Origin of the sequence: Arthrobacter antioxidans (genome assembly GCF_023100725.1) — a bacterium.
Classification (GTDB): domain Bacteria; phylum Actinomycetota; class Actinomycetes; order Actinomycetales; family Micrococcaceae; genus Arthrobacter_D; species Arthrobacter_D antioxidans.
This window is the reverse complement of the sequence record NZ_CP095501.1, coordinates 2,217,516-2,242,620: the sequence shown is the minus strand read 5'-3', so window position 1 is coordinate 2,242,620 and position 25,105 is coordinate 2,217,516. Positions and strand designations below refer to the sequence as shown.

The following is a 25,105-nucleotide window of genomic DNA, read 5'->3' as shown; positions in this document are numbered from 1 at the left end:
CGGGCCGAGGGCCAGTGAGCGGTCTATATCCGTGACAGGGCGCTGACCGGGAGCGCGTCCACCACACGCTGCGTCGCCGAGCCGTCGCACATCGGCGCATACGTCTCCGCGAACCTCCGGTACCGGTCGGCGTATCGCATTCTGATGGATGGCAGCGACTGGATGGCGTTGACGACCTCGGGTGTCGTCATGAGCAGGGGGCCGGGAGCCTGCTCCTCGAGATCGAAGTAGAACCCTCGCGTGGAATCGCGGTATTGCGCGATGTCTGGGGTCAAGAAGATGATCGGTTTTCCTGTCACGCAGAAGTCGAACATCACCGATGAGTAGTCGTTGATGAGGACGTCCGCAGCGAGGTAGAGGTCGTTCACCTCGGGATACTCGGTGACATCGATGACGAAACGGTTGCCGGCGGTCTGGCGCTGGCCGGCGATGTTGTGGTGGCCGCGCAGCAGGATCACGTAGTCGTCACCCAGTGCCTTTTGAGCGGCCTCGAAATCCAGATAGGTGACCATCTCGTACTGCTTCGAGGTGTTCTTGGCGTCGTCGCGCCAGGTCGGTGCGTACAGGATGGCCTTCTTGCCCGCGTCGATACCGAGGAGGTCGCGGACTGCTGAGCGACGAGCATCGGCATCGACTGTTTTGAGGGAGTCGTTGCGTGGGTAGCCCTCGGTAATTACCGGTCCGGTGAAACCGAAGCAGGTGGCCAGCACGTCGGCCGCGTATGGATTCTGGGCGAGGAGGGCGTCCCAGTAGCCGGCCTCCCTGTGCATGAGATTCCAGTAGGACAGTGAGAAGTTGGTCCGTGCGACGTCGTTGCCCAGCTTCTTCAGCGGTGTGCCGTGCCAGGTCTGGATGTATGTCTGGCCCTCCCGCTTCCGGAAGTAGAAGGGGAAGTTGTTGTTGTTGACGAGCAGCCTCGCCCCGGCCAGCAGTGCGTACCAGAGCCGTGAGCCGATCAGGACGGGCTGCGCGCCGTCCGGCACGGTCACCGAGTAGTCGGTTATGGCCCAGTACATGTCGCTGGTGGCCCCGCGGCGCTGGAATTCCTCGAAGATGCGGCGGGTGCTGTCGGTGGCCCGGCGCCCACCGAAGCACATGAAGAGGACAGCATCCCGCAATGGCAGATCCGCACGGGCGACGGCATTGCGGAGGGATTGCTGATTGAACCGTCCAAGTTCTTCTGGGGCCAGCGGGGGCCGGAAATGGACCGTCAGAGCCCCCGCCACGGCTGTTCTGCTCAGCCCGACCTCGAGGGCGTCGCGGAGCTCGCGCGACGGCATGGTGCCCTGCATTACCGGGGCGGCCGGGATCCAGTACCCCACGTTGTCCTCGGACTTCTGCGGGATATAGCGAACGCTGTAGGCCCCGGCTTCGGGCACAATTTCCTGCCCGCTCCACGGAGTGGACATGAGTGGAAAGCGGACGATGAAGCGATTGCTGCCCTGATTACGCATCACGTTCAAGGAGACCTGGTCCGCCTCGATGACCGATTTGCCACTCGAGAGGACGAGACGCGGTGCGTGGATGCTCGTGAAGTCGGCCGTTCCCTGGAGCGTGAGGTAGCGGCCGTCGTCGGACACGACCACGCTGTCTGCCTCGACGCGGTACCGGCGCTCCTCGAGGGCAAGGAAGCCGTAGCCGGTGAGTTTGAGGCGCAGGCGCCGGGTCCGGTCGTGCTGGTCCTCGAAGGCCACGCTGTCCGGGCGCCACGCTATCGGCTGGGGCGTCTTGAACCCGCTGTCCAGTCGCAGGTCCCACTGGTGCTCCACCCGGGGAGAGGCCTCGGCCGACAGGCGCGGGACGACGACGCGGTAATCCGCGACATTGCCGCGGACGTCTACGCAGACAGCGGTCTTCCTGATGGCCAGCTTTGCGCACTCGACCGTGATCTTGGACGCTAGGGGAGCAGAGTGAGCTTCCACCGTGATTGTCAGCGTGCGTCCCTCGAGGGCAACGCTTGTTGCCGAATACATGGGCGCGACCCGCACCAGCGTCAGTCCGGTCTTGGGTTTGAACTCGACGGCGACCCGCCGCTGACCATCGATCGGGGAGATGGGCACTGATCCTGCAGCCCCGGTCATTTCCCGCCGGGTCACCGGCGATTCCAGTACGCGGTCATGAGCCGTCAGTCGCAGCTTGAGCCACCAAGACGACGCCGTTGCGCCATCGGCGAGAAGCATCGACGGATCGATGCGGGTCGAGAAGCCGCTGTCGGCGTAGCTCGTCCAGTTGTCGTTGGCGTCCCAGTCAATGCGGGGGTCCCGGTGCCGTTCGACGACGAGCGTGTGAATCTCCGCGCCGTCCGGGTCTATGACGATGGCCTCGATGTTCAGATCTGCAGTCACCGGATCGATGGACGGGATGTAGGCGTGCCCGGAGATTTCGAGGCTGCCGTCGACGTTCCACTCGAGTTCGGTGATCTTGCTGGTGACTCGCAGATCCACGTCCTGGCAGGCGAGCAGGTGCTTCATCGGCTGCTGTACCAGGTCGGGCAGGTACGGCGGTTGGGCGAGGAGCATCCCTTCGTCGGGCGTGGTGGCGAAGGTGGATCCGAGATCGCTGCGCGATCCGCAGATGGCGACGACGTCGGCGCGGTTGTCGTCGAGTACCGCCGCGAGGATGAGCCGGTTGTGCAGGCGGATGTCATGCCAGGCGATCGGCCCGAGCGCAGCCAATTCCCGTGTGCCGAGGACCAGGAGGGACCAATAGGTATCGTCCGTCCGGGGTACGACTTCGTAGAACGGGAAGAGGTCTTCACCGAGCAGCCGTGTGAGTAGCTGCTCTGCCAGGTCCGGTGAGGAGCTGCCGGCATCCGCGGTCATGACCCGTGTCATCCGGCGAAGGTATTCGTCGAGAATTGCCGGGCTGCACAGCTGTTCCCGGGTCAGGACGTCACTACCACGGTCACCGACGACGTCGCTGACCTTGCGGGGAATCAGGTCGATGGTTCCTGCTCGCCGGTAGGCGGTCCGCACGAGCTCGGCCTGCCAGAGCTCGCCGTCGAACTCGACTCCGGTCAGCTCCTCCAGCCAGAAAGACCTCGAGAAGACCTTGTTGCTGAGATAGAGGTCACCGGCGAGACCCGGTGAGTGCTCGAGCGTCGTGGTCAGGTTCTCGGTGCCGTGGACGGCGCTTTGTGCAGCCGGGGTGACGAACTTCGAGCCTTTCCGTACTCCGACCGTCCCAACCGCCAGGTCGGATTTGGTGGCTTTGAGGGACTTGATGGCGGCTTCCATCGCTCCTGGTGCGAGAACATCGCCAGCGCTCAGGGACATCACCCACCGGGTGGTCGCTCGCTCCACCGCCATCAGACGTGCGGCCGGCGCCGAGAGTCCTGCCGCGGACTGGAAGGTGACCCGGCCATCCCGCTTCACGTAGGTGGCCGTCTCGTCGGCAATGGCATCCTCGCCCGTGGTGTCGACGACCACGATCGTCAGGGGCGTGAACTTCTGCCGGAGGATGCTCTGGAGCGTGGCCGCCAGATCCTGCGCGGCGTCCGACACCACAACGCTGATCGCGATGACGGGCTTCTGCGCCGGGACGGCAGGGCGGGCGCTGCCCGAGGCGAGCGTAGACACCCGGCGCTGGACCTTCGCCGCGTCGGCCGGATGAACGGCCTGCCGCAGCTTCGTGCGTTGTTCCGCCGGTAGCTTTTGCCACGCGGTGCGCAGTTGCCGTTCAGCTATCCGACGAATGCCGGAGACTGCGTCGTCGGCGGTGTTGGTCCAACGTGCCATGAGTGAAACGTCCTTCAGAGGGTGGATCAGGCGTTCGCGGGGACTCTGGCGTCCAACTTTTCGTTGGCCCGCTCGAGGTCGTCGGCGAAATCGACTTCGACGGCATAAAAGTTGCTGATGTCGACCGGCGTGTACTGGACGTTGTCCTTGGTGATGGTGAGCTCCATGGCCCGCTCGAAGTAGTCCTGATCGCCGACCTGCGCCAGGCGCTTGATCAGTTTCTTTTTGTCCTTCGACGAGATGTAGTTGATGCCCACTGCCTCACCGAGGGCCCCCTCGACGGTCTTGGACAGCTGTTCGATGTGCCCGTTCTCGTCAACGGTGTACTTCACTTCCTCGTCGCTCACCGAGGACATGTCCACCGAGACGAAAGAGATGTCCTGCTCGATGAAAGGTCGCAGGTAATTCACGATCTCGGGTGCGAAGACGACGTCGCCGTTCATCCACAGCACGCCACCCTTGGTCGAATTCCGCAGTGCCTTCAAGAGGCTCTTCGAGGTGTTCGTCTGATCGAAGGCCTCGTTGTAGATGAAGGATGCGTGGGGGATGTGCTCGAGGATCAATTCCAGCTTGAACCCAACGACGATCGACAGGCGCAGCTTCTTCTTGAACTCGGACGTCAGATTCTGCACCTGCTGCTGCATGATGGTTCGTCCGTCGCTCAATTCGGTGAGCGGCTTGGGGTGGGGGCGTGCGAGTCGTGTTCCCATACCCGCTGCAAGAATTACTGCCTGAACCGTCATGAATGATCCCATCGAATGTTTCGCCATTGGAAAAGGAGCATGATCGACCAGACGTCATACCACGAGACCTTTGCAGCCGCACCGCCATTTGGGGTGCCCCCGCCGTGATACTACAGGAGCAGCAGATACTACCGAATTGGGCGCGCCGGTCTTCCTGTCGGGTCAGGTCAGAAGGGGGCAGGGAGCAACAGCTCCGCATTCTGGTCTCTGCTGCTCCCCATGACGCGTTCTGCGTCCAGTCCTGGACGATTGGCGGCCAGTTCGAGGCTGAGCGCGGCAAGTGACTGCGGCGTCTGGGGTCCGTCGCGTTGGACATCGTCGGCGGAGGAATGATCGACGAGCGTCGTGATGATGGACAGGGTGCCGTCCCGGTTGTCCATCACCTCGACCACCCGTGACTGCTGGGGGAAGTCGATGAGCGATGCCGTGGTGATCTCCCAGAACCCTCCGGAATCGCGCTGGCCCGCATGGGGCACTATCTTGTGTCGATGTTCGTGGCCGCTCATCCAGAGCACGAGGTTCGGAAAGCGCGTGAGGAGGTCGAGCAGATCATCGCGCGCTATCGACTCGCCGCCGTCGTCCTCCGAGGACGGGGCCTCGTCGAAAGCGCGGAGCGGGTGGTGACTGAACAGCACCACCAGCCTGTCCTCGACGTCGGCCGTCACGTCTGTGCCCTCGTCGTCGACGTACCTGCTGGACACTGCCTGCAACTGCTCCACCAGCCAGGCTGCCTGGTTCCGGTCGAGAACGGCGCGACCGCCTCCATCGGGGCTGGCTGTGTTTAGCATGATTCCGCGAACGTCGGGTGAGACGTCGAAAGCGTAATAGAGCACGTCCCGTGATCCCGGCCGGTCGATGGACTGGCCGGGCTGCGTGAGCTCGGCCCGGAACGTCGGCTTGTCGAAGACGGTGCGCAGATCGGAAGCGGTGATTCTGCGCGACGGCAGCTCGGCCAGCAGGCGCCCCCGATCCTTTTCGCCGCCCGCTACCAGCCTCCAGAACTCCGACGTGTCCAATTCCTCCGGCAGTTCCAACGGAAGGATGGGGCCGGTCCGGAGCAGATCCAGGAACTGCTCGCCGTTCGAGATCAGCGAACCGTCGAGGCGCCCGGCTTCGTCATGGTTGCCGAATCCCACGTACCAGGGAAAAGCCGTGCCCGGGGCATCGATGGACCGACTGGAAGCGGCGAGCAGTCCCGGAACGGTCGGGTACCCATGCGGCTCTTTCCACTGATCCTGTGGAGCATCGCCATTCTCGGGTTCGGGATGCCAGACGTTCAGCTGCAGCCTGCGGGGAGCCGGTTCGTGATCCTGAATGCCCTCGTAGCGGCCCGCGGGATTGGAGTTGCCGGCGCCGCCCTTCAGTATTCTCGCTGCTCCTTCCAATTCACTGGTGAGAAAAGAGTTGGTGATATCGCCTGTCAGCACGAGCGCGTCGATGCCGCGGCGGGTGACGGGCCCCCTCTCGAGGTCGTTGAAGGCCCGGACCGTTGCATCCAGGACGTGAAGCGTGAGGGCATCCTGTGGCCGGAACCTGCCGGAGGTGGGGTAGCCCTCCTTGAAATCTGAGTACTGCCAGAGGAAGGACAACCGGCCAGGATTTGTCGCATCGATGATGTGTGAGTCGGTGACATGCCCGAAAACCGCGCGCGCTGTGGGATCCACATCGGCTCCTTCGGGTCGCTGCGCGAGATCCTCCCGCAGCACCGGTTCCTGGGCGCCCCCTGCGTCGAGCACACGGTACGGCCGGCCCTCGGACAGTGGAGATCCGAGCCGGATGGTCTTTTCGCGCGTGGTCGCCCGACCAAGAGGCACGGGATTGGTCGACGTCGCACTGTGCGGCTTGTCGGCGGAGCAGCCGCTGAGCGGTCCCACGGCCGCAACGGTGGCTGCAGCGAGCGAGAGTTGGAGGAGTCGGCGCCGCGAGACCGACGGGGCTGGACGGTCCGGAGACGTCAGGAGAGCAGTCCTTCATACGTCGCGGAGTCATCCGCCTGGGGTGCGAAGTCCGAAGGCCGGGGGCTGGCGTCGAACAGGTGCTCGAGCGCCGCGACGACGCGCCCGGCTGCCGTGCCGTCACCGTAGGGATTGAGCGCCGCCGCCATCGCTGAATAACGGTCATCCTCATGAAGGAGCGCCCTGACCTCGCTGACAAGGCGCTCCTCGTCTGTCCCGATCAGGCGCACCGTCCCGGCTTGCACAGCCTCCGGCCGCTCCGTGTTCTCACGCATGACGAGCACCGGTATGCCCAGGCTTGGGGCCTCCTCCTGGATACCGCCGGAATCGGTGAGGACGATGTGCGCCATGGACAGCAACCGGGTGAACTCGCCGTAGTCCAGGGGTTCCGTGACGAGCACGTTGGGCTTGCCGTCGATGGCGGGGAGGATGGCTTCCCGGACCACCGGGTTCTTGTGGACCGGGAGCACGATCACGAGGTCTGGCTCGGACTCCGCCAGCCGGGCGAGGGCCCGCCCCATGCCGCGCATCGCCTCGCCCTGGTTCTCCCTGCGGTGCGTCGTCACAAGGAGGACACGGTGACCGGATGCGGCCAGGTCCTCCAGCCTCGGATCGGCGAAGGGAACATTCTTGGCTACGGTGTCGAGGAGCGCGTCGATGACCGTGTTGCCTGTGACGACGATGTTGTTCGCGGCGATCCCCTCATTGAGGAGGTTCTGCCGGCTCTCGGCGGTGGGGGCCAGGTGGAGGCTGGCGATCTGAGTGGTGATCTTGCGATTCGCCTCCTCGGGGAACGGCGAGAAGAGATCGCCGCTCCGCAGCCCCGCCTCCACGTGCACCACGGGAATTCCGCGGTAGAACGCTGCGATTGCGGCCGCCGTCGACGTCGTGGTGTCGCCCTGGACCACCACGGCGTCCGGGGGAGCGGCTGCGAAGAGCGCGTCCAGCCCGTCGATGGTCCGCGTCATGATGCCGGCGAGGGTCTGCCCGGGCCGCAGGATCTCGAGGTCGTGATCCGGCTCGACGTCGAACAGGCGGAGCACCTGGTCGAGCATCTCGCGGTGCTGGCCGGTGACGGTGACGACGCACTCCAGCACGCTGGACGCCTTGAGCGCCTGCACGATGGGGGCCATCTTGATGGCTTCGGGACGCGTGCCAAAGATGGGCATGACTACAGGCATAGGACCCCCGTGTGATGAAAAAGAAATGCATGCAGTGATGCGCTTCGATGAGGAGCCGCCCAGCGGATTCACTGGATCCCCACCACTGCGGCCGGAAATTAGGACTAACTGTAATCGCGGCACGACGCAAACCAGGACACAGGGCGGTGTCGGAGTTGCGCTGTAGCGTGGTGGCGTGTCGCAGTCGCCTTCCCCCACCTCCACGCACCGGCTCGCGGTCGGAGACCTCAACGAGGCCGAACTCCTCGCGCGGATCTTCCCCCGCCTCCCCGTGCCGGACGCCGTCCTCCTCGGCCCGGGCGACGACGCCGCCATCCTGGCCGCACCCGACGGCCGGACCGTGATCAGCATCGACACGCTCGTCGAGGACCACGATTTCCGGCTCCTGCGCCCCAACGGCCACCGCACCACCGGCTACGACGTCGGCTGGAAGTGCGCCGCCCAGAACCTCAGCGACATCAACGCGATGGGGGGCAGGGCCACCTCGCTCGTCGTCAGCCTCACCCTCCCGCCCGCCACGCCCGTGGAGTGGGTCGAGGCGCTCGCCGACGGCCTGACCGCGGCGATCCGCGAGCTCGGCGCACCCGGGTGCGGCGTCGTCGGCGGTGACCTCGGTGCCGGCGCACAGCTCGTCGTCACTGCCGCGGTCACCGGGACCCTCGACGGGCGGGAGCCCGTGCTGCGCTCCGGCGCGAAGGCCGGGCACACCGTGGCCGTCACCGGGGCGCCGGGGCGGGCCGCCGCGGGCCTCGCCCTGCTCGAGGACGGCCGCCCGATCAAGGACTTCGGGCCGGCGGGGGAGAAGCTCGTCGCTGCGCAGCTGCGGCCGCGACCGCCCCTGGCTGCCGGTCCGGACGCCGCCGTCGCCGGTGCGTCCGCCATGCTGGACATCTCCGACGGCCTCATCCGCGACGCCGGACGCATCGCGACGGCGAGCGGCGTGGGGCTGGACCTCGACCTGTCCGCCCTACGGCAGTACGCGGTCCCGCTGGAGGGAACGGCGGCGCTCCTGGGCATGGATGCGATGGAATGGGTGCTCGGCGGGGGCGAGGACCACGGGCTCCTCGCCACGTTCCCGCAGGACGTCCTGCTGCCGCCCGGGTTCACTGCGGTAGGCTCGGTGGTGCCGGGCCAGCCGCTCGTGACACTGGCGTCACAGCCCGCAGCTCTCAGGGGATGGGATCACTTTGCACACTAGGATCACCGCGAACGCGCTCGCGATGAAGCGTTGGTTGAGCAAGGCCGAAGAATCCCTCGGCAACCACAGCGACCGCCTGAACGCCATCAACATCTTCCCCGTCGCCGATGGCGATACCGGCACCAACCTCTACATGACCGTCCGGTCCGCCGCGCGCGCCGCGCATAACGACGACGCCTTGGACCTCGGCGCGCTGCTGACCGTCGCGGGCCGCGCCGCCATGGAGGAGGCGCTCGGGAACTCAGGCACCCTCTTCGCCGTCTTCCTCTCCGCGCTCGCCGAACCGCTGCACGGCAGCACGCGGCTCACCAGTTCCCTGTTCGCCTCCGCACTCCACCGCGCGGAGATCCGCAGCTGGTCCGCACTCAGCGACCCCGTGCAGGGCACCATGCTCTCGGTCCTCGAGGCGAGCTCACGCGGCGCGGCCGAGACCGCCTCCGCGCACGCCGGCGATGACAGCAACCACGCCCTCACCGTCACCCTCCGGGCCTCCGTGCAGGCCGCGCTGCGGGCCGTGGTGGACACGGAGAGCCAGCTCGGGGCGCTGACCGAGGCGAAGGTGGTGGACGCCGGGGGCGTGGGGTTCCTCCTGATCCTCGACGCCCTGCGCGCCGCGGCCCTCGGCGAGGAGCTACAGGACGAACTCCTCGACGGGCTGCACGGCTACGACATCCAGGCGCCGCACATCCACCGGGGCGGGGACGCGGACGGCGTGGAGGTCATGTGCACCATCAACCTCAGCCCCCTGGACGCCGCCACCCTCCGCCTCCACCTCGACGAGATCGGCGACTCGGTGATCATGAGCGCCGTCTCCCCGGTCGAGGACGGCTACCGCTGGCGCGTCCACGTGCACGTCCCGGACCCCGGACCCGCGCTGGCCCTCATCCATGAGGCGGGAACGCCGGTCAACATCACGGTGACCCAGCTCGCCGCCCCGCCGGTAGGAGCCGAGGCCGGTGAGTCCTGACGTCGTGCGTCCGGTGACGGGCGCGGCCCGAACGGCGACCGCCTCCGAGCTCGACGCACCGCTGGAGAAGCGCCTGGGTCCGGTGGCCAAGCTCCTGGACAAGCACTTCGGCATCACCACCGTGGGGGAGCTGCTCAACCACTTCCCGCGCACCTACCTCAAGCGCGGCGAGCTGACGCCCATCGCCGAGGTCCCGGTGGACGAGGAGGTCACCCTGATCGCCCGGGTGCAGTCCGCCAATTCGCGGCGCATGCACACGCGCAAGGGGACGCTCCTGGAGGTGGTCATCACCGACGACGCCGACGGCAGCCTCGGCGGTATGAACCTCACGTTCTTCAACGGCTTCACCGCCGCCCGCGAACTCAAACCCGGCGTGCGGGCCATGTTCTCCGGCAAGGTCACGCTCTACCGCGGCCATCTGTCGCTGACCAATCCTCGCTACTCGCTGCTCGACGAGGGCGACGACGACCCGGCCCGCGCCAAACGCCCCATCCCGGTCTACCCGGCGGTCGAGAAGCTCAGCAGCGATGCGATCGCCAAGGCCGTGGGCGTGGTCCTGGACACCCTGCGGCTCTCCGACCTCGACGATCCCATCCCGGCGTCGATCGCCCGCCGCGACAAGCTCATGAGCCTCGCCACGGCCTACGAGCTCGTGCACCGGCCGCCGCAGATCGAGGACGCCTACCGGGCCCAGCACCGCCTCCGCTACCAGGAGGCGTTCGTGCTGCAGGCGGCCCTCGCCCGCCGTCGTGCGCTCGCCGCCCGGGAGGAGGCGACGGCGCGCCCGCCCCAGGCCGACGGACTGCTCGACCAGTTCGACGCCCGGTTGCCCTTCACCCTGACGCAGGGCCAGCGCGACGTCGGCCTGACCCTCGCGGAGGACCTCGCCCGGACCCACCCCATGAACCGGCTGCTGCAGGGCGAGGTCGGCTCGGGGAAGACCCTCGTGGCGCTGCGCGCCATGCTGCAGGTCATCGACGCCGGGGGACAGGCGGCACTGCTCGCGCCCACCGAGGTCCTGGCCGCCCAGCACCTGCAGTCCATCACCCGGACGCTCGGCCCGCTCGCCGAGGGCGGCATGCTCGGCGGCGCCCTGGACGGCACGCGCGTGGTGCTGCTGACCGGGTCCATGTCCACGGCGCAGCGGAAGAAGTCCCTGCTCGACGCCGCGTCGGGGGAGGCCGGGATCGTCATCGGCACGCACGCGCTGCTCTCCGAGAACGTGCAGTTCTTCGACCTCGGGCTGATCGTCGTCGACGAGCAGCACCGGTTCGGCGTGGAGCAGCGCGACTCCCTGCGGACCAAGGCCCGCACCTCCCCGCACGTGCTGGTCATGACCGCCACGCCGATCCCGCGGACCGTCGCCATGACGGTCTTCGGCGACCTCGAGACCTCCACGCTCTCCGAGCTGCCCGCCGGCCGGTCGCCGATCGCGACGCACGAGGTGGGGCTCACGGAGCACCCGGCGTGGATCGACCGCATCTGGTCGCGTGCGCGCGAGGAGATCGACGCCGGACGGCAGGTGTACGTGGTGTGCCCGAAGATCGGCGACAACGGCAAGGCCGACGACGACGCCCCCGAGGCGCTCTACGGCGAACCGGCTGCGGAGCGGAAGGGCGGGGGAGCGCAGGAGCTCACCAGCGTCGTCGCGCTCTTCGACTCCCTCGCCGGGATCCCGCAGCTGCAGGGCGTCACGAGCGGTATGCTCCACGGGCGCCTGGATCCGCAGGACAAGGCGGACGTCATGGGACGTTTCGCGGACGGCACCGTGCAGCTGCTGATCGCCACCACGGTGATCGAGGTGGGCGTCGACGTCCCCAACGCCACGCTCATGGTCATCATGGACGCCGACCGCTTCGGCATCTCCCAGCTCCACCAGCTGCGCGGGCGCATCGGCCGCGGCGGGCACGCAGGAACCTGCCTGCTCGTCACGAAGCTGGAACCCGAGCACCCGAGCCGGGAGCGGCTCTCCGCCGTCGCGTCCACCACGGACGGCTTCGAGCTCTCGCAGAAGGACCTCGAACTCCGCCGTGAGGGGGACATCCTCGGGGCGTCGCAGTCCGGCGGGCGCTCGGCCTTGCGCTTCCTGAAGATCACGCAGCACGGCAAGGTCATCGAGAAGGCGCGCACCGACGCCCAGGAGATCGTGGCCGAGGATCCTGACCTGCACGATCTCCCCGGCCTCGCGCTGGCGATCGAGCTGTACCTGAACCCCGAGAAGGAAGCGTTCCTCGAGAAGGGCTGACCTGCGTTCTCCGCGTCTGAGGAGGTAACCTCGCCTGTATGACGCAGATACGGATCGGCGACGCCGCACGCTTCCTCGCCGTCAGCGACGACACCGTGCGCCGGTGGATCGACGGCGGACTCCTCGGCAGCACCAAGGACGCCTCGGGGCGGGCCGTGGTGGACGCGCTGGAGCTCGCGGGGCTCGCCCGTCGCAACGCCGTGCTCCCCGGGGACCCCTCGGACATCGGCCGGTCCGCACGCAACCGTTTCGTCGGCATCATCACGGACATCATCACGGACACCGTCATGGCCCAGGTGGAACTGCAGTGCGGTCCGCACCGCGTGGTGTCCCTCATGAGCAGCGAGGCCGTCCGGGACCTCGGCCTGGAGAAGGGGACGATCGCCATCGCCGTCGTCAAGGCCACCACGGTCATCATCGAGACCCCGGCGGGCAAGGCGTGACCGGGGTGCGCACGACGCCGGCCCTCCGCTTCCGCGCGCCCGGGGCGGGAGCCGCGGCCGCCGTTGTGCTCGCCCTGACCGCCTGCGGCACCGCGGACCCCGACGCGGCAGGGTCCTCGGGCGCTGATGCAGTGGACGGCAGCATCACAGTGTTCGCCGCCGCCTCGCTGACGGCCTCGTTCACGGAGCTGGCCGCGCAGTTCGAGGAGGCATACCCGGGGGCGGAGGTCAGCCTGAACTTCGCCGGCTCGTCCGATCTCGCCACCCAGATCAGCGAGGGCGCGCCGGCCGACGTCTTCGCCTCCGCCGACGCCGGGACCATGGCGAAGGTCGCGGACCTGCTCGCCGGCGACCCGGTGGAGGTCGCCACCAACACGCTCCAGCTCGCCGTGCCGCCGGACAACCCGGCGGGCATCACCTCCCTCGCCGACGCGGCGCGGCCCGGCATCAGGACGGTGGTCTGTGCGCGGCAGGTGCCCTGCGGTGCGGCGGCCGTCCAGGTCGAGGAGGCCTCCGGCGTGGACCTGTCGCCCGTCAGTGAGGAGTCCTCCGTGACGGACGTGCTGGGAAAGGTCACCTCCGGCGAGGCGGACGCCGGCCTGGTCTACGTGACCGACGTACGGGCGGCGGGCGACGCCGTCCGCGGCATCGACATCCCGGAGGCCGCCGACGCTCCCACCGCCTACCCGATCGCCGCGCTCGCCGACAGCGGCGACGCCGGGACCGCGCAGGAGTTCGTGGAGTTCGCATCCGGACCGTCCGGGCAGTCCGTCCTCGGGGCGGCGGGCTTCGGTGCGCCGTGACCACGGGCCCCTGAACGCCGCACGCCTGCCGGGCTGGGTGGTGGCGCTCGCCGTCGTCGGCAGCCTGTTCGTGGTCCTGCCGATCGTCGCGATGGCCCTGCGGGTCGACTGGCCGAACTTCGTCACGCTCGTCACGTCGGAGAGTGCGACGACGGCCCTGCTGCTGAGCCTGCGGACCTCCCTCACCGCGACGGCGCTCTGCGTCCTGGTCGGCGTCCCCATGGCGCTCGTCCTCGCCCGGACCTCGTTCCGCGGCCAGCGGCTGCTCCGCTCCCTCGTGCTGCTGCCGCTGGTCCTGCCCCCCGTGGTCGGCGGCATCGCGCTGCTCTACACGTTCGGCCGGCGGGGGCTGCTCGGCAGCAGCCTCAGTGCCCTGGGCGTCGAGATCGCCTTCACGACCACCGCCGTCGTCCTGTCGCAGGCCTTCGTCGCGCTGCCGTTCCTGGTGCTCAGCCTCGAGGGTGCCCTGCGGACGGTCGGCACGCGCTACGAGGCGGTGGGCGCCACCCTGGGCGCCGGACGCTGGACCGTGCTGCGGCGCATCACCCTGCCCCTCGTACTGCCGGCGCTCGTGTCCGGGGCGGTGCTCTCCTTCGCGCGGGCCCTCGGCGAGTTCGGCGCCACGCTGACCTTCGCCGGCAGCCTCCAGGGCACCACGAGGACGCTCCCGCTCGAGGTGTACCTCCAGCGGGAGACGGACCCGGACGCCGCCGTCGCCCTCTCCTTCATCCTCGTGCTGGTGGCCATCGCCGTGGTCGGGGTGGCCCACCGCGTGAGGCCCCTCGGGGACCTTGCCGCGTCCACGCGGGCACCGTCCAGGGAGGCGGCGCGCCCATGAGCCTCACGTTCGCCGCGACCCTGGCCGAGCGCGGCTTCGACGTCGCCTTCGAACTGGCCCCGGGGGAGACCCTCGCCGTCCTCGGGCCCAACGGCGCCGGCAAGTCCACGCTGCTCACCCTCCTCGCCGGGCTGCTCGCGCCGTCCACCGGACGGGCTGAGCTGGACGGGACGGTCCTGTTCGACGTCGGCGCGGACCGGCGCACGCTCACGGAACCCCGGCACCGCGGCGTGTCGCTGCTCGCGCAGGAGGCGCTGCTCTTCCCGCACCTCTCGGCACTGGAGAACGTGGCGTTCGGTCCGCGGAGCCGCGGCGTGGACCGCGCCGCCGCCCGCGCGACGGCCCTGTCCTGGCTGGACCGCGTCGGCGCCGGGGATCTCGCGGGACGCCGGCCCGGGCAGCTCTCGGGCGGGCAGGCGCAGCGCGTCGCCGTCGCCCGCGCGCTCGCCGCGGACCCGTCGCTGCTCCTGCTGGACGAACCGCTGTCCGCCCTCGACGTCACCGTCGCCCCGGCCATCCGGACCCTCCTGCGGGACGTCCTCGCGGACCGTTCGGCGATCATCGTGACGCACGATCCCCTGGACGCCTTCCTCCTCGCCGACCGCGTGCTCATCCTCGACGGCGGAAGGGTGGTCGAATCCGGTGCCACCGCCGCCGTGCTGACGCGCCCGGTGACGGCGTTCGGCGCGCACCTGGCCGGCCTGAACCTCGTGACGGGTCGCCGGACGCCGGACGGCTTCACCGCGGGGGACGGGTGGACGGTGCCGCTCGCCGGCACGGCACCGGAGGGGTCCTCCCTCGCGCTCGCTGTCCGGCCGGGCCGGGTCACGGTGTCCCGCAGCGCCACCACCGCGCCGGGGGCGGTCTGTATCGCAGCGGAGGTCGACGACGTCGAGCACCGCGGCGACCTCGTGCGCCTGCACGCCGGCGGCCTGGCGGCGGACGTGGCCCCGTCCGACGTCGTCGCCCTCGGGATCGTGCCCGGCGGCCGGCTGTTCCTGGGGTTCCGCCACGAGGACGCAAGCATCTACCCGGTGCAGGGCGTGCGTGAGCCCGGTGCGGTCGGGCGATAGAGTCGACGCTATGACCCGTATCATCGCCGGAGCCGCGGGCGGCTCGACCCTCACCAGCGTCGAGGGGAACGGCACCCGGCCCACGACGGACCGCGTGAAGGAAGCCCTCTTCTCGAGCCTCGAGTCCTACGGGGTGGTGCACGGCGCGCACGTGCTGGACCTGTACGCCGGCTCGGGATCCCTCGGCGTCGAGAGCGCGAGCCGCGGCGCGGCCACCGTGGACCTCGTCGAATCCGCCGACCGTGCGGCCGCAGTGGCCCAGAAGAACGCCGACCTCGTGAACAGGGTGCTGGGCTGGACGGCGGTGCGCGTGCACCGGTCCAAGGTGGAGACGTACCTGGAACGCGCGGCGCCGGACCTGAGGTGGGACCTCGTGCTCATGGATCCGCCGTACACGGTCATGGCGGACGGCGTGCTCGCGGTCCTCGGAGCGCTCGAGTCGCGGCTGGCCGAGGGAGCGGTGGTCGTCGTCGAGCGGTCGTCGAGGTCCCCGGAGCCGGAGTGGCCCGCGTGGCTCGAGCGGTTCGCGGACAAGAAGTACGGCGAGACGCGCCTGTGGTTCTTGGAGCCCGCCGTCGACTGACGCGCTGCGCGGGCCGGGCCCCGAGGCCCCTGTCGGGGTCGGAGCCCGGCCCGGACTGCGGGTGCTAGGCCCGGCGCCTCGTCCTGACGAGCGCCGTGACGCCCGCGGCGAGCCCGAGCAGACCGGCGGCCAGGCCGGCCCAGCCGACCGCCGACGTCGAGCCCGTGTCGGTGCCTGCCGCGGCGTCGGTGGTCGACCCCGCCTGCTCGGTGTCGACGGCCTCATCGGCCGCCTCCGTCTCCTCCGCGCCGTGGGAGCCGTGCGCGTCCTCGCCCTCGGCAGCCGAGGTGGTCACGAAGGACGGCGCGGGCTTCTCGGGCTCCTCCTCGCCTTCGACGGTCTCCTGGGTCCACGCCGACACCTCGCCGTCCGTGTAGGACTGCGTGGTGGGCAGCAGCACGGTGGAGCCGGCCTCCGGGAGGCGGCCGACCGAGATGGAGAACGTCTGGTATTCCTGCTGCGAGATCTCCGCGCCCTCCTCCGCGGTCCACACGACGGACAGGGGTGCCTCGCTCAGCGTGGCGCCGTCGGCGGTGGTGACGGGTTCCGGCAGGGCGCCGGTGACCACCTCGGCCGTCCAGCCCTCCACGGGCTTGACCCGCACCGAGGTGAACGGCTGCTCGGTGGGCAGCTGCACCTCGAGCTTGTTCGTGCCGGCGGTCTCCGATTCGTTGGGAACGCTGAAGGTGAGCTGCGCGTAGCCGTCCTCCGTGGTGGACGTGGGCGCGACGCTGACGTGGGCGCCGGCCGCGCCGAGGCCGACGGTCATCAGGCCGGCGGTGGCGAGCACGACGGCGCCGGTGGTGAGGGCGCGTGAGGAGTGGGACGAAGTCATGGGACTGCCTTTCGGGGGTGCGCTCCAGCCCGCGACCGCGGGAGGACGTGGAGCAGCAGGGAACTGGGGAAAGTGGTGCGGGCAGCGCCACCCTGGCCCAGGGTCCGCAGGGACGTGTCCGGGTCAGATCGGCAGCGCGTGGGCGCGCGGCGGCCCGCGCAGCGTCGGCATCGAAGCATGCACCGACAGCGGCGGGACGGGCGGCGGGACGTCCCGGACGGGACGGCGGCGGGGCGGGGCCTGCGGGGCGAGCGCCGGAAGGACGAACAGCGGGAGGAGCCATGCGCGGAGGAACGCCAGCGCATGGTCGCTGCGGGCGACCGCGACGGCCAGGACCACCGTGGCGAGGGTGTGCAGCAGCAGCATCGCGAGACCCCCCGAGGTGGCGCCCATCGTGTCCTGCGCCGCGGGCGAGCAGGCGAGCTCGAAGGCCGCGTGGTGGCCCGGCATCGCGGAGGAGCTCTGGCAGACCGCGGGAGCGGCGGTCATGCCGAAGAGGGTGTGCAGCAGAAGCTGTCCGGCGCCCATGGCGAGCAGCGCCGACCGGAACGAGAGCGCACGCCGGGTGAGCAGTGTCATCGGGACCAGGAGGAGCGCCCCGAGGAGCAGGATCACCCCGAGGTGCGGCAGGTGCCCGGCGGCGAGGAGGTGGGACGCCGCGGACACCGACATGATGAGCGAGACGAGCGTGAGGGCCCGGAGATAGGGAAGGCCGCCACCAGCCATGCGCATCTCCCTCCCTGTCGTGCTCCCGTGCGTGGGTGAGGCCCCCGGCGCCTGGAACGGCCGACGCTCACCTGCCCGACAAGCGTACCGCCGTCGTCCGCGCCATCCGCGTACCGGTACTTCGTCCGGGCGCGGTCTCCGGATGGGCCCCGCGGGCACGAGCCGACAGGCCACGGGTCACGAGGCGTACTGGTGGCTGCCATGGAACCGGGGGGCACGGGCGGGGCACACCGGAAGGTCGTCCGGCACCACGAGGGAGCAGGATCCGGGGAGATCGAAGGCGGTGTGGTCGACCTGTCCGACGCCCAGGCGGCGGAGGGCGTCGAGGCCCTCGGTGTCGATGTGCTGGGCCTTGCTCGTATCGATCACGACGCGCGGGTCCCGCAGGATGCGGAAGCAGCGCCGGATGATGGGCAGCAGTGCCTGGCAGTTCTCCTCCGTGAGACACCCGTTGACCTCCATGCGCGCCTGGCGGAGGTCGAGGTCGATGTTGATGGTGACGCGCAGTTTGTGGCTCATGGTTGGGTCTCCCAGGGGGAAGGGTCCATGCCAAACTGCTTCAGCCCCCTCAGGCTAGAGCGGGTATCGGGATGGTGCCAGCGCGGAATTCCGCTTGACAGCCCCGCGCCGTCGTGTGTCCATCTACGCGGGAGGCTGCTCGAAGCGCGCGAGGTCCGGCCCCGTCAGGACGGCCGCGGGGTGCGGTCCGGCGGCGAGCAGCGCCCGGGTCCAGCCGGCCGGCCACGCCGCGCGGCGGGCGGCGACGATGACGTTCCCCGCCTGCCCGCCGCCCACCATGGCCGCCTCGGTCAGGACGGCGGTGGCCGGTGCGAGCGAGGAGAGCTGCCGGCTCTGCGCGCGGGCGAAGGCGAGCGGGGGGTCGTCGCCGACGTTCACCAGCACCACGCCGTCCTCCGCGCACACCCGCAGCAGATGCGCCGCGAAATCCGGGCCGGTCAGGTGGGCGGGCGCGTCCGCTCCCGCGAAGATGTCCAGCACGACGACGTCGAAGGCAGCGTCCGGCTGTTCGAGCACGGCATCCGCGGCGTCCCCGGCGATGATCTCGCAGGACGTGCCCTCCGGCAGCGGCATGGCGTCGAGGACGAAGTCGATCAGCTCGGACTCCAGGTCCACGGCGACCTGCCGGGAGCCGGGCCGCGTGGCCTGGACGTAGCGGACCAGGGTCAGGGCCCCGGCGCCGAGGTGCAGCACCCGCAGGGGAGTACCCGCGGGTGCCGCCAGGTCGATGACGTTCGCGATGCGCTGCAGGTATTCGTAGAAGACCCGGCCGGGATGCAGCATGTCCACGTGGGACTGCTGGGCGCCGCCGATGCTCAGGATCAGGGCGCCCTCGATGAAGGCGTCCTCGTCGATCTCCGCATACGCGCCGGTCCCGGGGAGCCAGCGGGTGGGGACCTCGAACTCCCCGTCCCCCTCCGCGTGCCCGTCCGCGAGCCCCTCCGTCTGCCCCGCCGGCCCGCTGCTCACAACCGGTCCCGCAGGGTCGCCAGGCGCCGTGCGCCCTCCTCGATCACGTCGAACTTCTTGCAGAACGCGAAGCGCAGCAGGGAGCGGGTCCGCTCGGCGCCCTCGGCATGGCAGAACATCGCCACGGGGATCGCCGCGACGCCGATCAGGGCCGGCAGGCGCCGGGCGAGGTCCGTGGCGTCCTCGATGCCGAGCGGTGCGGCGTCCACCATGGTGAAGAAGGTGCCCTCCGGCTCGAAGACGTCGAAGCCGGCCGCGCGGAGGCCCTCGCCCAGCAGGTCGCGCTTCTTCCGCAGGGTGCCCGCGATCGAGGCGAAGAACTCGTCGGGCAGCGCCAGGCCCTGGGCGACAGCGCCCTGGAACGGTGTGCCCGAGGTATAGGTGAGGAAGGTCTTGACGGTGCGCACCTGGGCGACGAGCTCGGCCGGACCGCTGAGCCACCCGATCTTCCAGCCCGTCACGGAGAACGTCTTGCCGGCGGAGGAGATGCTCAGGGTGCGCCCGGTCGCCCCGGGCAGGGACGCGATCGGCACGAACTCCGCGCCGAACGTGAGGTGCTCGTACACCTCGTCCGTCACGATGATCGCGTCGTAGCGCTCCGCCAGCCGCACGATCAGCTCGAGGGTCGGGCGCGTGAAGACACTGCCCGTCGGGTTGTGCGGGTTGTTGACGACGACGATCCTCGTGCGCTCGCTGAACGCGGCCTCGAGGCTCGCGGCGTCGGGCTGGAAGTCCGGCGCGCGCAGCGGGGCCGTGGTGTGCGTCGCGCCGGAGAGACCGATTACGGCGCCGTAGGAGTCGTAGAACGGTTCGAAGGTCAGCACCTCGTCCCCCGGTCCGGCGAATGCGAGGATCGCGGCGGCGATCGACTCGGTGGCGCCCGTGCTGACGATCACCTCGGTCTGCGGGTCCACCGTGAGGCCGTAGAAACGCGCCTGGTGCGCGGCGATCGCATGGCGCAGCACCGCGAGCCCCTGGCCGGGCGCGTACTGGTTCGCCCCGTCCGCGATGGCCGCCCGTGCCGCATCCAGGATCTCCCGCGGCCCGTCCTCGTCGGGGAAACCCTGGCCGAGGTTGACCGCTGTGTGCTGCTGCGCGAGGGCCGTGACCTCCTCGAAGATGGTGATGCCGAGCCGGCCGTCGTCGCCGAGCAGGTTCGCGCCGCGCGCCGCCCGCATCCACGGCGCCTCGCCGGTAGCCCGGGCAGGAGTCTGAGCGTCTGTCGTCATCCCACCAGTATTGCCGCTCCCACCGCCGGGGGCCCGACCGGTCCGTCACGGGCCGGCGGGACTGGGTACCGTGGGGGGATGAGCCGCGCCGTCTGCCCCGGATCCTTCGACCCCCTCCACAATGGCCACCTCGAGGTCATCAGCCGCGCCGCGCGGCTCTTCGACGAGGTGATCGTCGCGGTCTCGACGAACTACGCGAAGACGTACCGCTTCGACCTCGAGGAGCGCATGGCGTTCTGCGCGGAGAGCCTCGCGTACCTTCCCGGGGTGACGGTGGTCCCGATGGGGGAGGGCCTCCTCGCGGACTTCTGCCGGGAGCACGGCGCGAGCGCCCTCGTGAAAGGGCTGCGGTCCGGCCTCGACTTCGACTACGAGCTCCCCATGGCCACCATGAACCGCCACCTGGCCGACATCGACACCGTGTTCCTGCCCACGGACACCGAGTTCGCGCACGTCTCCTCGACCCTCCTGAAGGAGGTGGCGTCCCTCGGCGGCGACGTCACGCCCTTCGTGCCGGACGCGGTCAACAAGCGCCTGCGGAAGTCCGCCTGATCCGCCTGCTCCGTCGGACCGCAAGTCTCAGACGGGGCGTGCGCAGGCCGGTCGCACGAACGATGCCACGAGGGCCGTGCTCTCCTCGACGAACCGCCCGAGCCATCCGGACGCTCCGAGCCCGGGCCGCGACCCGGCCATGGTGATGTCCGCCTCGGAGCACTGCGCCAGGTTCGTCGACGCCCGGGTCACGTGGTAGGTGGAGGTGACGACGACGATCTCGTCCCAGCCGTTGTCCCGCGCCAGCGCGGCCACCGCGCGCGCCTCCCCCCGCGTGGTCAGCGGATCGGGGACGAAGCAGGTGATATCGGGGTTCTCCTCGGCGCAGACGGCGTCGGTCGCCGCATTGCCCGGCAGCCCGGTGGAGGAGAGGACCAGTTCGTCCGCGACGCCGTCGTCGATCAGTTCCCGGCCGAGCGGCAGGCGTTCCGCTGCCGCCCCGGCGAGGACGACGACGGCGTCGGCCCTGCCCGCCGGGCGGAGCGGGGGATCGTAAAACAGCGTCCAGGCGAGGACCAGCCAGGCCGTCAGGACTGCAGCCAGCAGCACGCCCACCGTGCGCAGGACCCGCAGGAGACGTCGACGCGGTGCGGGGGGCGGGGGATCGGACGTCACGGTCCGAGCCTAGACGCCGCGCCCGTTTTGGGCCTGCCCGCCTGATCAGGATAGGATGGTACGTCGGTCATATGTTCTACAGGAGTCACCATTAAAAGCGATCTCAGTTCGCCTTTGACTTTCAGTGTCAAGGATCTCGGACGCAGTCCGGGAAGCATGCGGACAATCGAAGAACATGCGCCGGTACCCAAGGATTTCGGCGTCGCCCTGATCGGCGTGCAGGAGGGTTCCGAAATGGAGCTGGACCTGCGCTTCGAATCGGTGCACGAGGGGATCCTGGTATCGGGAACGGCGAACGTCGAAGTAACCGGCGAGTGCGGCCGGTGCCTGGAACCACTGCGGTTCGACCGCGACGTGGAGATCCAGGAGCTCTTCTTCTACAGCGACTCAGCGTCGCTGTCGGTGGAAGAGGAAGAAGAACAGCACAGGGTGGAGAACGATTCGGTCGATCTGGAACCCGTGTTGAGGGATGCAGTGGTTACGTCGCTGCCATTCCAGCCGGTGTGCCGGGAGGATTGTCAGGGCCTGTGCTCCGAATGCGGAGCGCAGCTCAACGATGATCCTGACCACCACCATGAAGTTTTGGATCCTCGCTGGTCAGCCCTTGCCGGGCTGACGGGCACCGCCGCCGAGCAGGACGCGGCACCCAAGTCAGAGTCAGACGAGAAGGAAGAGAGTTAGCCGTGGCTGTCCCGAAACGGAAAATGTCCCGCGCGAATACCCGCGCACGCCGGTCCCAGTGGAAGGCAACCGCCCCCAAGCTGGTCAAGACCCTCGAGAACGGCCGCGTCACCTACAGCCTCGCCCACCAGGCCAAGGTTGTCACCGATTCCGCCGGCACCCCGCTGTTCCTTGAATACAAGGGCCGCAAGGTAGCCGACGTCTAACAACGGACCCGCGCTCCCGGCCGGCCTTGCGCCTGCCGGTGGCCGTCCGCTGCTGGATCAGCTGATGCAGTTGTGAAGAATACGGAAGACCTCACGAAGCGTCTCGGTGTCGATATCGACACCGGGACGCTTCGTCTTGCCCTGACGCACCGCTCCTACGCCTATGAGAAGGGCGGGATCCCGACGAACGAGCGCCTGGAGTTCCTCGGCGACTCGGTGCTCGGGCTGGCGGTCACCGATGCCCTGTACCGGGACCACCCGGATCTGTCCGAGGGCGACCTCGCCAAGAGGCGCTCCGCCGTCGTCAGCACCAGGGCGCTGGCCGGGGTGGCCCGCACCCTGGACCTCGGCAGCTACGTGCTGCTGGGCCAGGGGGAGAAGCTGACGAACGGACGCGACAAGGCCTCGATCCTGGCGGACACCATGGAGGCCGTCATCGGGGCCGCCTACCTCAGCCACGGCATCGAGACGGCGCGCGCCATGGTCATGCGGCTGATCGGGCCGCTGCTGCTCGATGCGGCGGTGCTCGGCGAGGGGACCGACTGGAAGACCCGCATCCAGGAAACGGCGGCTGCCCGGCGGCTCGGCACCATCGACTACCGGGTCGACGGGACGGGCCCGGACCACGCCCGGACGTTCACGGCACGCCTGCTGATCGGTGGCACGGAGTACGGCTCCGGGTGCGGCAATTCGAAGAAGGAAGCCGAGCAGGCGGCTGCGGCCGCCTCGTGGAAGACCCTCGCGGTGCCGCTGGACCCACTGCTGCCGGGCGGTCCCGCCGACGCCGACAGCACCGGCACCCCCGCGTCACCCGACGGACCCTGAGTGCCTGAACTCCCCGAGGTCGAGGTCGTCCGTCGCGGCCTCGCGCGCTGGGTGGCGGGACGCGTCATCGACTCCGTGGAGGTCCTGGATCCCCGGTCGCTCCGGCGGCACGTCGACGGCGTCGAGGACTTCGTCGGCAACCTCGCGGGGGCCCGTGTGCGCGACGTGGTGCGCCGGGGGAAGTTCCTCTGGATGACGCTCGAGGACGCAGGCCGGCCCGGTGGTCGCCCCCACGTAGCCCTCATGGCACACCTCGGGATGAGCGGACAGCTCCTGGTCGAGGACCCCGACGCGCCCCTGGAGAAGCACCTGAAGGTCCGCCTCGCGCTCTCCCCGGCGGTCGACGACGAGGGCGCCGCCCTGCCGGGTGAGCTGCGATTCGTCGACCAGCGGATCTTCGGCGGCATGTTCGTGGCCGACCTGGAGCCGACGCCGGACGGACTGCCCGGCGGGCTCGGCATCTCCGACCTCCCGCTCGTACCCCACCAGGCGGCGCACATCGCGCGCGATCCCCTCGACCCCGGATTCTCCGCAGCCTCCTTCCACGAGCGTCTCCGCGGCCGCAGGACGGGCCTCAAACGCGCGCTCCTCGACCAGGGGCTCGTCTCGGGGATCGGCAACATCTATGCCGACGAGGCGCTCTGGGCGGCCAGATTCCACTATGCGCGGCCCACGGACACCCTGCGACGACCCGACACGCAGCGCATCCTCGACGCCGTCACCTCGGTGATGCACCGGGCGCTGGCGGCCGGCGGCACCAGCTTCGACTCCCTGTACGTCAACGTGAACGGTGCGTCGGGCTATTTCGCCCGCGATCTGGAGGCCTACGGGCGGGAGGGCCGGCCCTGCCGACGGTGCGCCTCCGAGGGCAGGACCACGCTGTTGCGCCGCGAATCCTTCATGAACAGGTCCTCCTACCTGTGCCCGCACTGCCAGCCCAGACCACGGAATGCACGGTTCTGAGACGTTAGGGAAAAAAAGGTGATTTTCCCCTCGTGATCTAAATGTGACAACCGGCGTCGGCAGCCGGTACGGTTGGTCTCGCGTCCGATCCACAACGGATGGGCGCCCATCCTCACACTGCCTAACCCTGTCGATGAGGACGGACCGTTCGTACTACACATTCGACAGGGGCGGGGGAACCACTAGCGGACTCGATCACGGGTCCTAGGGGTAAAGACACGCGCAAACCAGCACTGGGGACGGTGGTTTGCAGAAAGCGCGTCCGGATGTCCCATCCGAACCCGACAGCTAACTTCGCAGGCATTGGGAAAGGCATCAACATGTCCAAGCAGAGCCATAACGCGCGCCACCGGGCCGTCCCCACGCGCATCAACCCCTTCATCACGGCATCACGCGCCGTCTCCGCAAGCGCCTCCGTCGCCGGCAAGCCTGCCGCCGTCGTCGCCGTTGCTTCCGGAATCATGTTCGGCGCATCGCTCCCGGCGAACGCCGCAGGCGAGGTCGCCACCCAGCCGGCAGCAGTCTCCACTGCTGCCGCGGGCACCCACACCGTCCAGGCCGGCGACACGCTCGGCTCCATCGCCGCGATGCACGGTCTGAGCGTCGACGTGCTGTTCGCAGCCAACGGGCTCGGCAGCGCCTCGGTCATCTACCCCGGCCAGTCGATCTCCCTCGGCGGTTCGGCTGCTCCTGCGCAGTACTCCGCGCAGTCGGCGTCGATCGTCGCACTGCCCGCCGCAGCACCCGCTCCGGCCGCAGCACCCGCTGCGCCTGCCGCAGCCCCCGCTCCGGCAGCCACCCCCGGTGTCAGCCTCCAGTCCGCCGCGTCGATCACTCCGGTGGCCGGCGGCGGCGTCGTCGGAACGGCGATGCAGGGCGTTGGATCGGGCTACGTGTACGGCGGAACCGCCTTCGGTGCCTGGGACTGCTCGGCCTTCGTGCAGTGGGCCTACGCCCAGAACGGCATCGACCTGCCCCGCACCACCTGGGCCCAGTTCGCTGCCATGACGCCCACCAGCAACCCCCAGCCGGGTGACCTGGTGAGCCAGAACGGCGGCAGCCACGTGGGGATCTACCTCGGCGACGGCCAGATGGTCAGCGCCCTGAACTCCTCGCAGGGTACCCTCGTCCACTCGGTCAACGCCATGTCGGTGGATGGTTACTACACCCGCTAACTGAGCCGCCGGCCCATGGTCGGCGACACCAGTCGGACGGTCAG

Annotated in this window: 24 protein-coding genes and 1 riboswitch; of the genes, 14 read left to right on the top strand and 10 right to left on the bottom strand. The window is 69.4% G+C overall.

Features of this window, described 5'->3' with window-relative positions:
* Window positions 1-23: 23 nt before the first annotated feature.
* From MWM45_RS10330 to wecB, 4 genes are all read right to left on the bottom strand, one after another.
* Window positions 24-3,737, bottom strand: a complete 3,714-nt coding sequence (locus MWM45_RS10330) for a bifunctional glycosyltransferase/CDP-glycerol:glycerophosphate glycerophosphotransferase (protein ID WP_247826370.1) — start codon at window positions 3,735-3,737, stop codon at window positions 24-26.
* A 26-nt stretch (window positions 3,738-3,763) separates the two neighbouring features.
* Window positions 3,764-4,480: a phosphocholine cytidylyltransferase family protein gene (locus MWM45_RS10325; protein ID WP_247826369.1), complete on the bottom strand. Its 717-nt coding sequence runs from the start codon at window positions 4,478-4,480 to the stop codon at window positions 3,764-3,766.
* 167 nt (window positions 4,481-4,647) lie between these two features.
* Window positions 4,648-6,144 carry a metallophosphoesterase family protein gene (locus tag MWM45_RS10320; protein WP_247826368.1) on the bottom strand — a complete coding sequence of 499 codons (1,497 nt, stop codon included), beginning with the start codon at window positions 6,142-6,144 and terminating at the stop codon, window positions 4,648-4,650.
* Window positions 6,145-6,434: 290 nt separating this feature from the next.
* Entirely contained in the window at window positions 6,435-7,616 is a 1,182-nt protein-coding gene (gene wecB / locus MWM45_RS10315) for a non-hydrolyzing UDP-N-acetylglucosamine 2-epimerase (protein WP_247826367.1), read from the bottom strand.
* 175 nt (window positions 7,617-7,791) lie between these two features.
* Between wecB and MWM45_RS10310 the strand changes: the two genes are divergently transcribed.
* The 8 genes from MWM45_RS10310 to rsmD are packed head-to-tail and all read left to right on the top strand — an operon-like array spanning window position 7,792 to window position 15,766.
* Window positions 7,792-8,814 (top strand): thiamine-phosphate kinase, encoded by a 1,023-nt coding sequence (locus tag MWM45_RS10310; RefSeq protein WP_247826366.1) that lies wholly within the window; start codon window positions 7,792-7,794, stop codon window positions 8,812-8,814.
* Between the two features lie 22 nt (window positions 8,815-8,836).
* Window positions 8,837-9,781, top strand: a complete 945-nt coding sequence (locus MWM45_RS10305) for a DAK2 domain-containing protein (RefSeq protein WP_247826365.1) — start codon at window positions 8,837-8,839, stop codon at window positions 9,779-9,781.
* Window positions 9,771-12,026 carry an ATP-dependent DNA helicase RecG gene (locus tag MWM45_RS10300; protein ID WP_247826364.1) on the top strand — a complete coding sequence of 752 codons (2,256 nt, stop codon included), beginning with the start codon at window positions 9,771-9,773 and terminating at the stop codon, window positions 12,024-12,026. The genes MWM45_RS10305 and MWM45_RS10300 overlap by 11 nt, the downstream gene beginning before the upstream one ends.
* A 38-nt stretch (window positions 12,027-12,064) precedes the next feature.
* Window positions 12,065-12,469, top strand: coding sequence for a TOBE domain-containing protein (locus MWM45_RS10295; protein ID WP_043445844.1), 405 nt, complete (start codon window positions 12,065-12,067; stop codon window positions 12,467-12,469).
* A gap of 5 nt (window positions 12,470-12,474) precedes the next feature.
* On the top strand, window positions 12,475-13,272 hold the full coding sequence (modA, locus tag MWM45_RS10290; protein ID WP_247826363.1) for a molybdate ABC transporter substrate-binding protein: 798 nt from the start codon (window positions 12,475-12,477) through the stop codon (window positions 13,270-13,272).
* Window positions 13,262-14,110, top strand: coding sequence for an ABC transporter permease (locus MWM45_RS10285; protein WP_247826362.1), 849 nt, complete (start codon window positions 13,262-13,264; stop codon window positions 14,108-14,110). The genes modA and MWM45_RS10285 overlap by 11 nt, the downstream gene beginning before the upstream one ends.
* Window positions 14,107-15,183 (top strand): sulfate/molybdate ABC transporter ATP-binding protein, encoded by a 1,077-nt coding sequence (locus tag MWM45_RS10280; protein ID WP_247826361.1) that lies wholly within the window; start codon window positions 14,107-14,109, stop codon window positions 15,181-15,183. The genes MWM45_RS10285 and MWM45_RS10280 overlap by 4 nt, the downstream gene beginning before the upstream one ends.
* Before the next feature lie 10 nt (window positions 15,184-15,193).
* Window positions 15,194-15,766: a 16S rRNA (guanine(966)-N(2))-methyltransferase RsmD gene (gene rsmD / locus MWM45_RS10275; RefSeq protein WP_247826360.1), complete on the top strand. Its 573-nt coding sequence runs from the start codon at window positions 15,194-15,196 to the stop codon at window positions 15,764-15,766.
* Window positions 15,767-15,830: 64 nt separating this feature from the next.
* Here rsmD and MWM45_RS10270 read toward each other — a convergent pair whose 3' ends face one another.
* The 5 genes from MWM45_RS10270 to MWM45_RS10250 all read right to left on the bottom strand — a co-directional run bounded on the left by MWM45_RS10270 (window position 15,831) and on the right by MWM45_RS10250 (window position 20,044).
* A complete protein-coding gene (locus tag MWM45_RS10270) occupies window positions 15,831-16,601 on the bottom strand; it encodes a YcnI family copper-binding membrane protein (RefSeq protein ID WP_247826359.1) in 771 nt (256 codons plus the stop codon).
* Between the two features lie 123 nt (window positions 16,602-16,724).
* Complete coding sequence (locus MWM45_RS10265; RefSeq protein ID WP_247826358.1) at window positions 16,725-17,327, bottom strand: hypothetical protein; 603 nt, start codon at window positions 17,325-17,327, stop codon at window positions 16,725-16,727.
* Window positions 17,328-17,504: 177 nt separating this feature from the next.
* On the bottom strand, window positions 17,505-17,846 hold the full coding sequence (locus tag MWM45_RS10260; RefSeq protein ID WP_247826357.1) for a hypothetical protein: 342 nt from the start codon (window positions 17,844-17,846) through the stop codon (window positions 17,505-17,507).
* Between the two features lie 123 nt (window positions 17,847-17,969).
* A complete protein-coding gene (locus MWM45_RS10255; RefSeq protein ID WP_247826356.1) occupies window positions 17,970-18,815 on the bottom strand; it encodes a spermidine synthase in 846 nt (281 codons plus the stop codon).
* Entirely contained in the window at window positions 18,812-20,044 is a 1,233-nt protein-coding gene (locus MWM45_RS10250; protein ID WP_247826355.1) for an aminotransferase class I/II-fold pyridoxal phosphate-dependent enzyme, read from the bottom strand. The genes MWM45_RS10255 and MWM45_RS10250 overlap by 4 nt, the downstream gene beginning before the upstream one ends.
* Window positions 20,045-20,122: 78 nt before the next feature.
* On the opposite strand from MWM45_RS10250, the gene coaD reads away from it, so the two are divergent.
* On the top strand, window positions 20,123-20,596 hold the full coding sequence (coaD, locus tag MWM45_RS10245) for a pantetheine-phosphate adenylyltransferase (RefSeq protein ID WP_043445827.1): 474 nt from the start codon (window positions 20,123-20,125) through the stop codon (window positions 20,594-20,596).
* Window positions 20,597-20,623: 27 nt separating this feature from the next.
* Here the strand turns inward: coaD and MWM45_RS10240 are convergent, their stop codons facing one another.
* On the bottom strand, window positions 20,624-21,211 hold the full coding sequence (locus tag MWM45_RS10240; RefSeq protein ID WP_247826354.1) for a YdcF family protein: 588 nt from the start codon (window positions 21,209-21,211) through the stop codon (window positions 20,624-20,626).
* Window positions 21,212-21,325: 114 nt separating this feature from the next.
* On the opposite strand from MWM45_RS10240, the gene MWM45_RS10235 reads away from it, so the two are divergent.
* The 5 genes from MWM45_RS10235 (at window position 21,326) to MWM45_RS10215 (ending at window position 25,061) form a co-directional block, all read left to right on the top strand.
* Window positions 21,326-21,892 carry a YceD family protein gene (locus MWM45_RS10235; RefSeq protein WP_247826353.1) on the top strand — a complete coding sequence of 189 codons (567 nt, stop codon included), beginning with the start codon at window positions 21,326-21,328 and terminating at the stop codon, window positions 21,890-21,892.
* Between the two features lie 2 nt (window positions 21,893-21,894).
* The gene (rpmF, locus tag MWM45_RS10230) at window positions 21,895-22,098 is read left to right on the top strand and encodes a 50S ribosomal protein L32 (RefSeq protein WP_043445822.1); all 204 of its coding nucleotides are present in this window, start codon (window positions 21,895-21,897) and stop codon (window positions 22,096-22,098) included.
* Window positions 22,099-22,170: 72 nt separating this feature from the next.
* The gene (gene rnc, locus MWM45_RS10225) at window positions 22,171-22,923 is read left to right on the top strand and encodes a ribonuclease III (protein ID WP_247826352.1); all 753 of its coding nucleotides are present in this window, start codon (window positions 22,171-22,173) and stop codon (window positions 22,921-22,923) included.
* A complete protein-coding gene (mutM, locus tag MWM45_RS10220) occupies window positions 22,924-23,886 on the top strand; it encodes a bifunctional DNA-formamidopyrimidine glycosylase/DNA-(apurinic or apyrimidinic site) lyase (RefSeq protein WP_247826351.1) in 963 nt (320 codons plus the stop codon). It abuts the gene before it with no gap.
* A 109-nt stretch (window positions 23,887-23,995) separates the two neighbouring features.
* Window positions 23,996-24,203, top strand: a riboswitch (cyclic di-AMP (ydaO/yuaA leader).
* Between the two features lie 3 nt (window positions 24,204-24,206).
* Window positions 24,207-25,061 carry a C40 family peptidase gene (locus tag MWM45_RS10215; RefSeq protein ID WP_247826350.1) on the top strand — a complete coding sequence of 285 codons (855 nt, stop codon included), beginning with the start codon at window positions 24,207-24,209 and terminating at the stop codon, window positions 25,059-25,061.
* Window positions 25,062-25,105 lie beyond the last annotated feature (44 nt).

Bases quoted from the DNA above. Each gene is read 5' to 3' on its own strand.
- MWM45_RS10305 (WP_247826365.1), top strand. From the start codon at position 8,837: ATGAAGCGTTGGTTGAGCAAGGCCGAAGAATCCCTCGGCAACCACAGC.
- MWM45_RS10270 (WP_247826359.1), bottom strand. From the start codon at position 16,601: ATGACTTCGTCCCACTCCTCACGCGCCCTCACCACCGGCGCCGTCGTG.
- MWM45_RS10265 (WP_247826358.1), bottom strand. From the start codon at position 17,327: ATGGCTGGTGGCGGCCTTCCCTATCTCCGGGCCCTCACGCTCGTCTCG.
- MWM45_RS10295 (WP_043445844.1), top strand. From the start codon at position 12,065: ATGACGCAGATACGGATCGGCGACGCCGCACGCTTCCTCGCCGTCAGC.
- MWM45_RS10215 (WP_247826350.1), top strand. From the start codon at position 24,207: ATGTCCAAGCAGAGCCATAACGCGCGCCACCGGGCCGTCCCCACGCGC.
- MWM45_RS10250 (WP_247826355.1), bottom strand. From the start codon at position 20,044: ATGACGACAGACGCTCAGACTCCTGCCCGGGCTACCGGCGAGGCGCCG.
- coaD (WP_043445827.1), top strand. From the start codon at position 20,123: ATGAGCCGCGCCGTCTGCCCCGGATCCTTCGACCCCCTCCACAATGGC.
- MWM45_RS10325 (WP_247826369.1), bottom strand. From the start codon at position 4,480: ATGACGGTTCAGGCAGTAATTCTTGCAGCGGGTATGGGAACACGACTC.
- MWM45_RS10260 (WP_247826357.1), bottom strand. From the start codon at position 17,846: ATGAGCCACAAACTGCGCGTCACCATCAACATCGACCTCGACCTCCGC.
- MWM45_RS10280 (WP_247826361.1), top strand. From the start codon at position 14,107: ATGAGCCTCACGTTCGCCGCGACCCTGGCCGAGCGCGGCTTCGACGTC.
- MWM45_RS10330 (WP_247826370.1), bottom strand. From the start codon at position 3,737: ATGGCACGTTGGACCAACACCGCCGACGACGCAGTCTCCGGCATTCGT.
- rsmD (WP_247826360.1), top strand. From the start codon at position 15,194: ATGACCCGTATCATCGCCGGAGCCGCGGGCGGCTCGACCCTCACCAGC.
- wecB (WP_247826367.1), bottom strand. From the start codon at position 7,616: ATGCCTGTAGTCATGCCCATCTTTGGCACGCGTCCCGAAGCCATCAAG.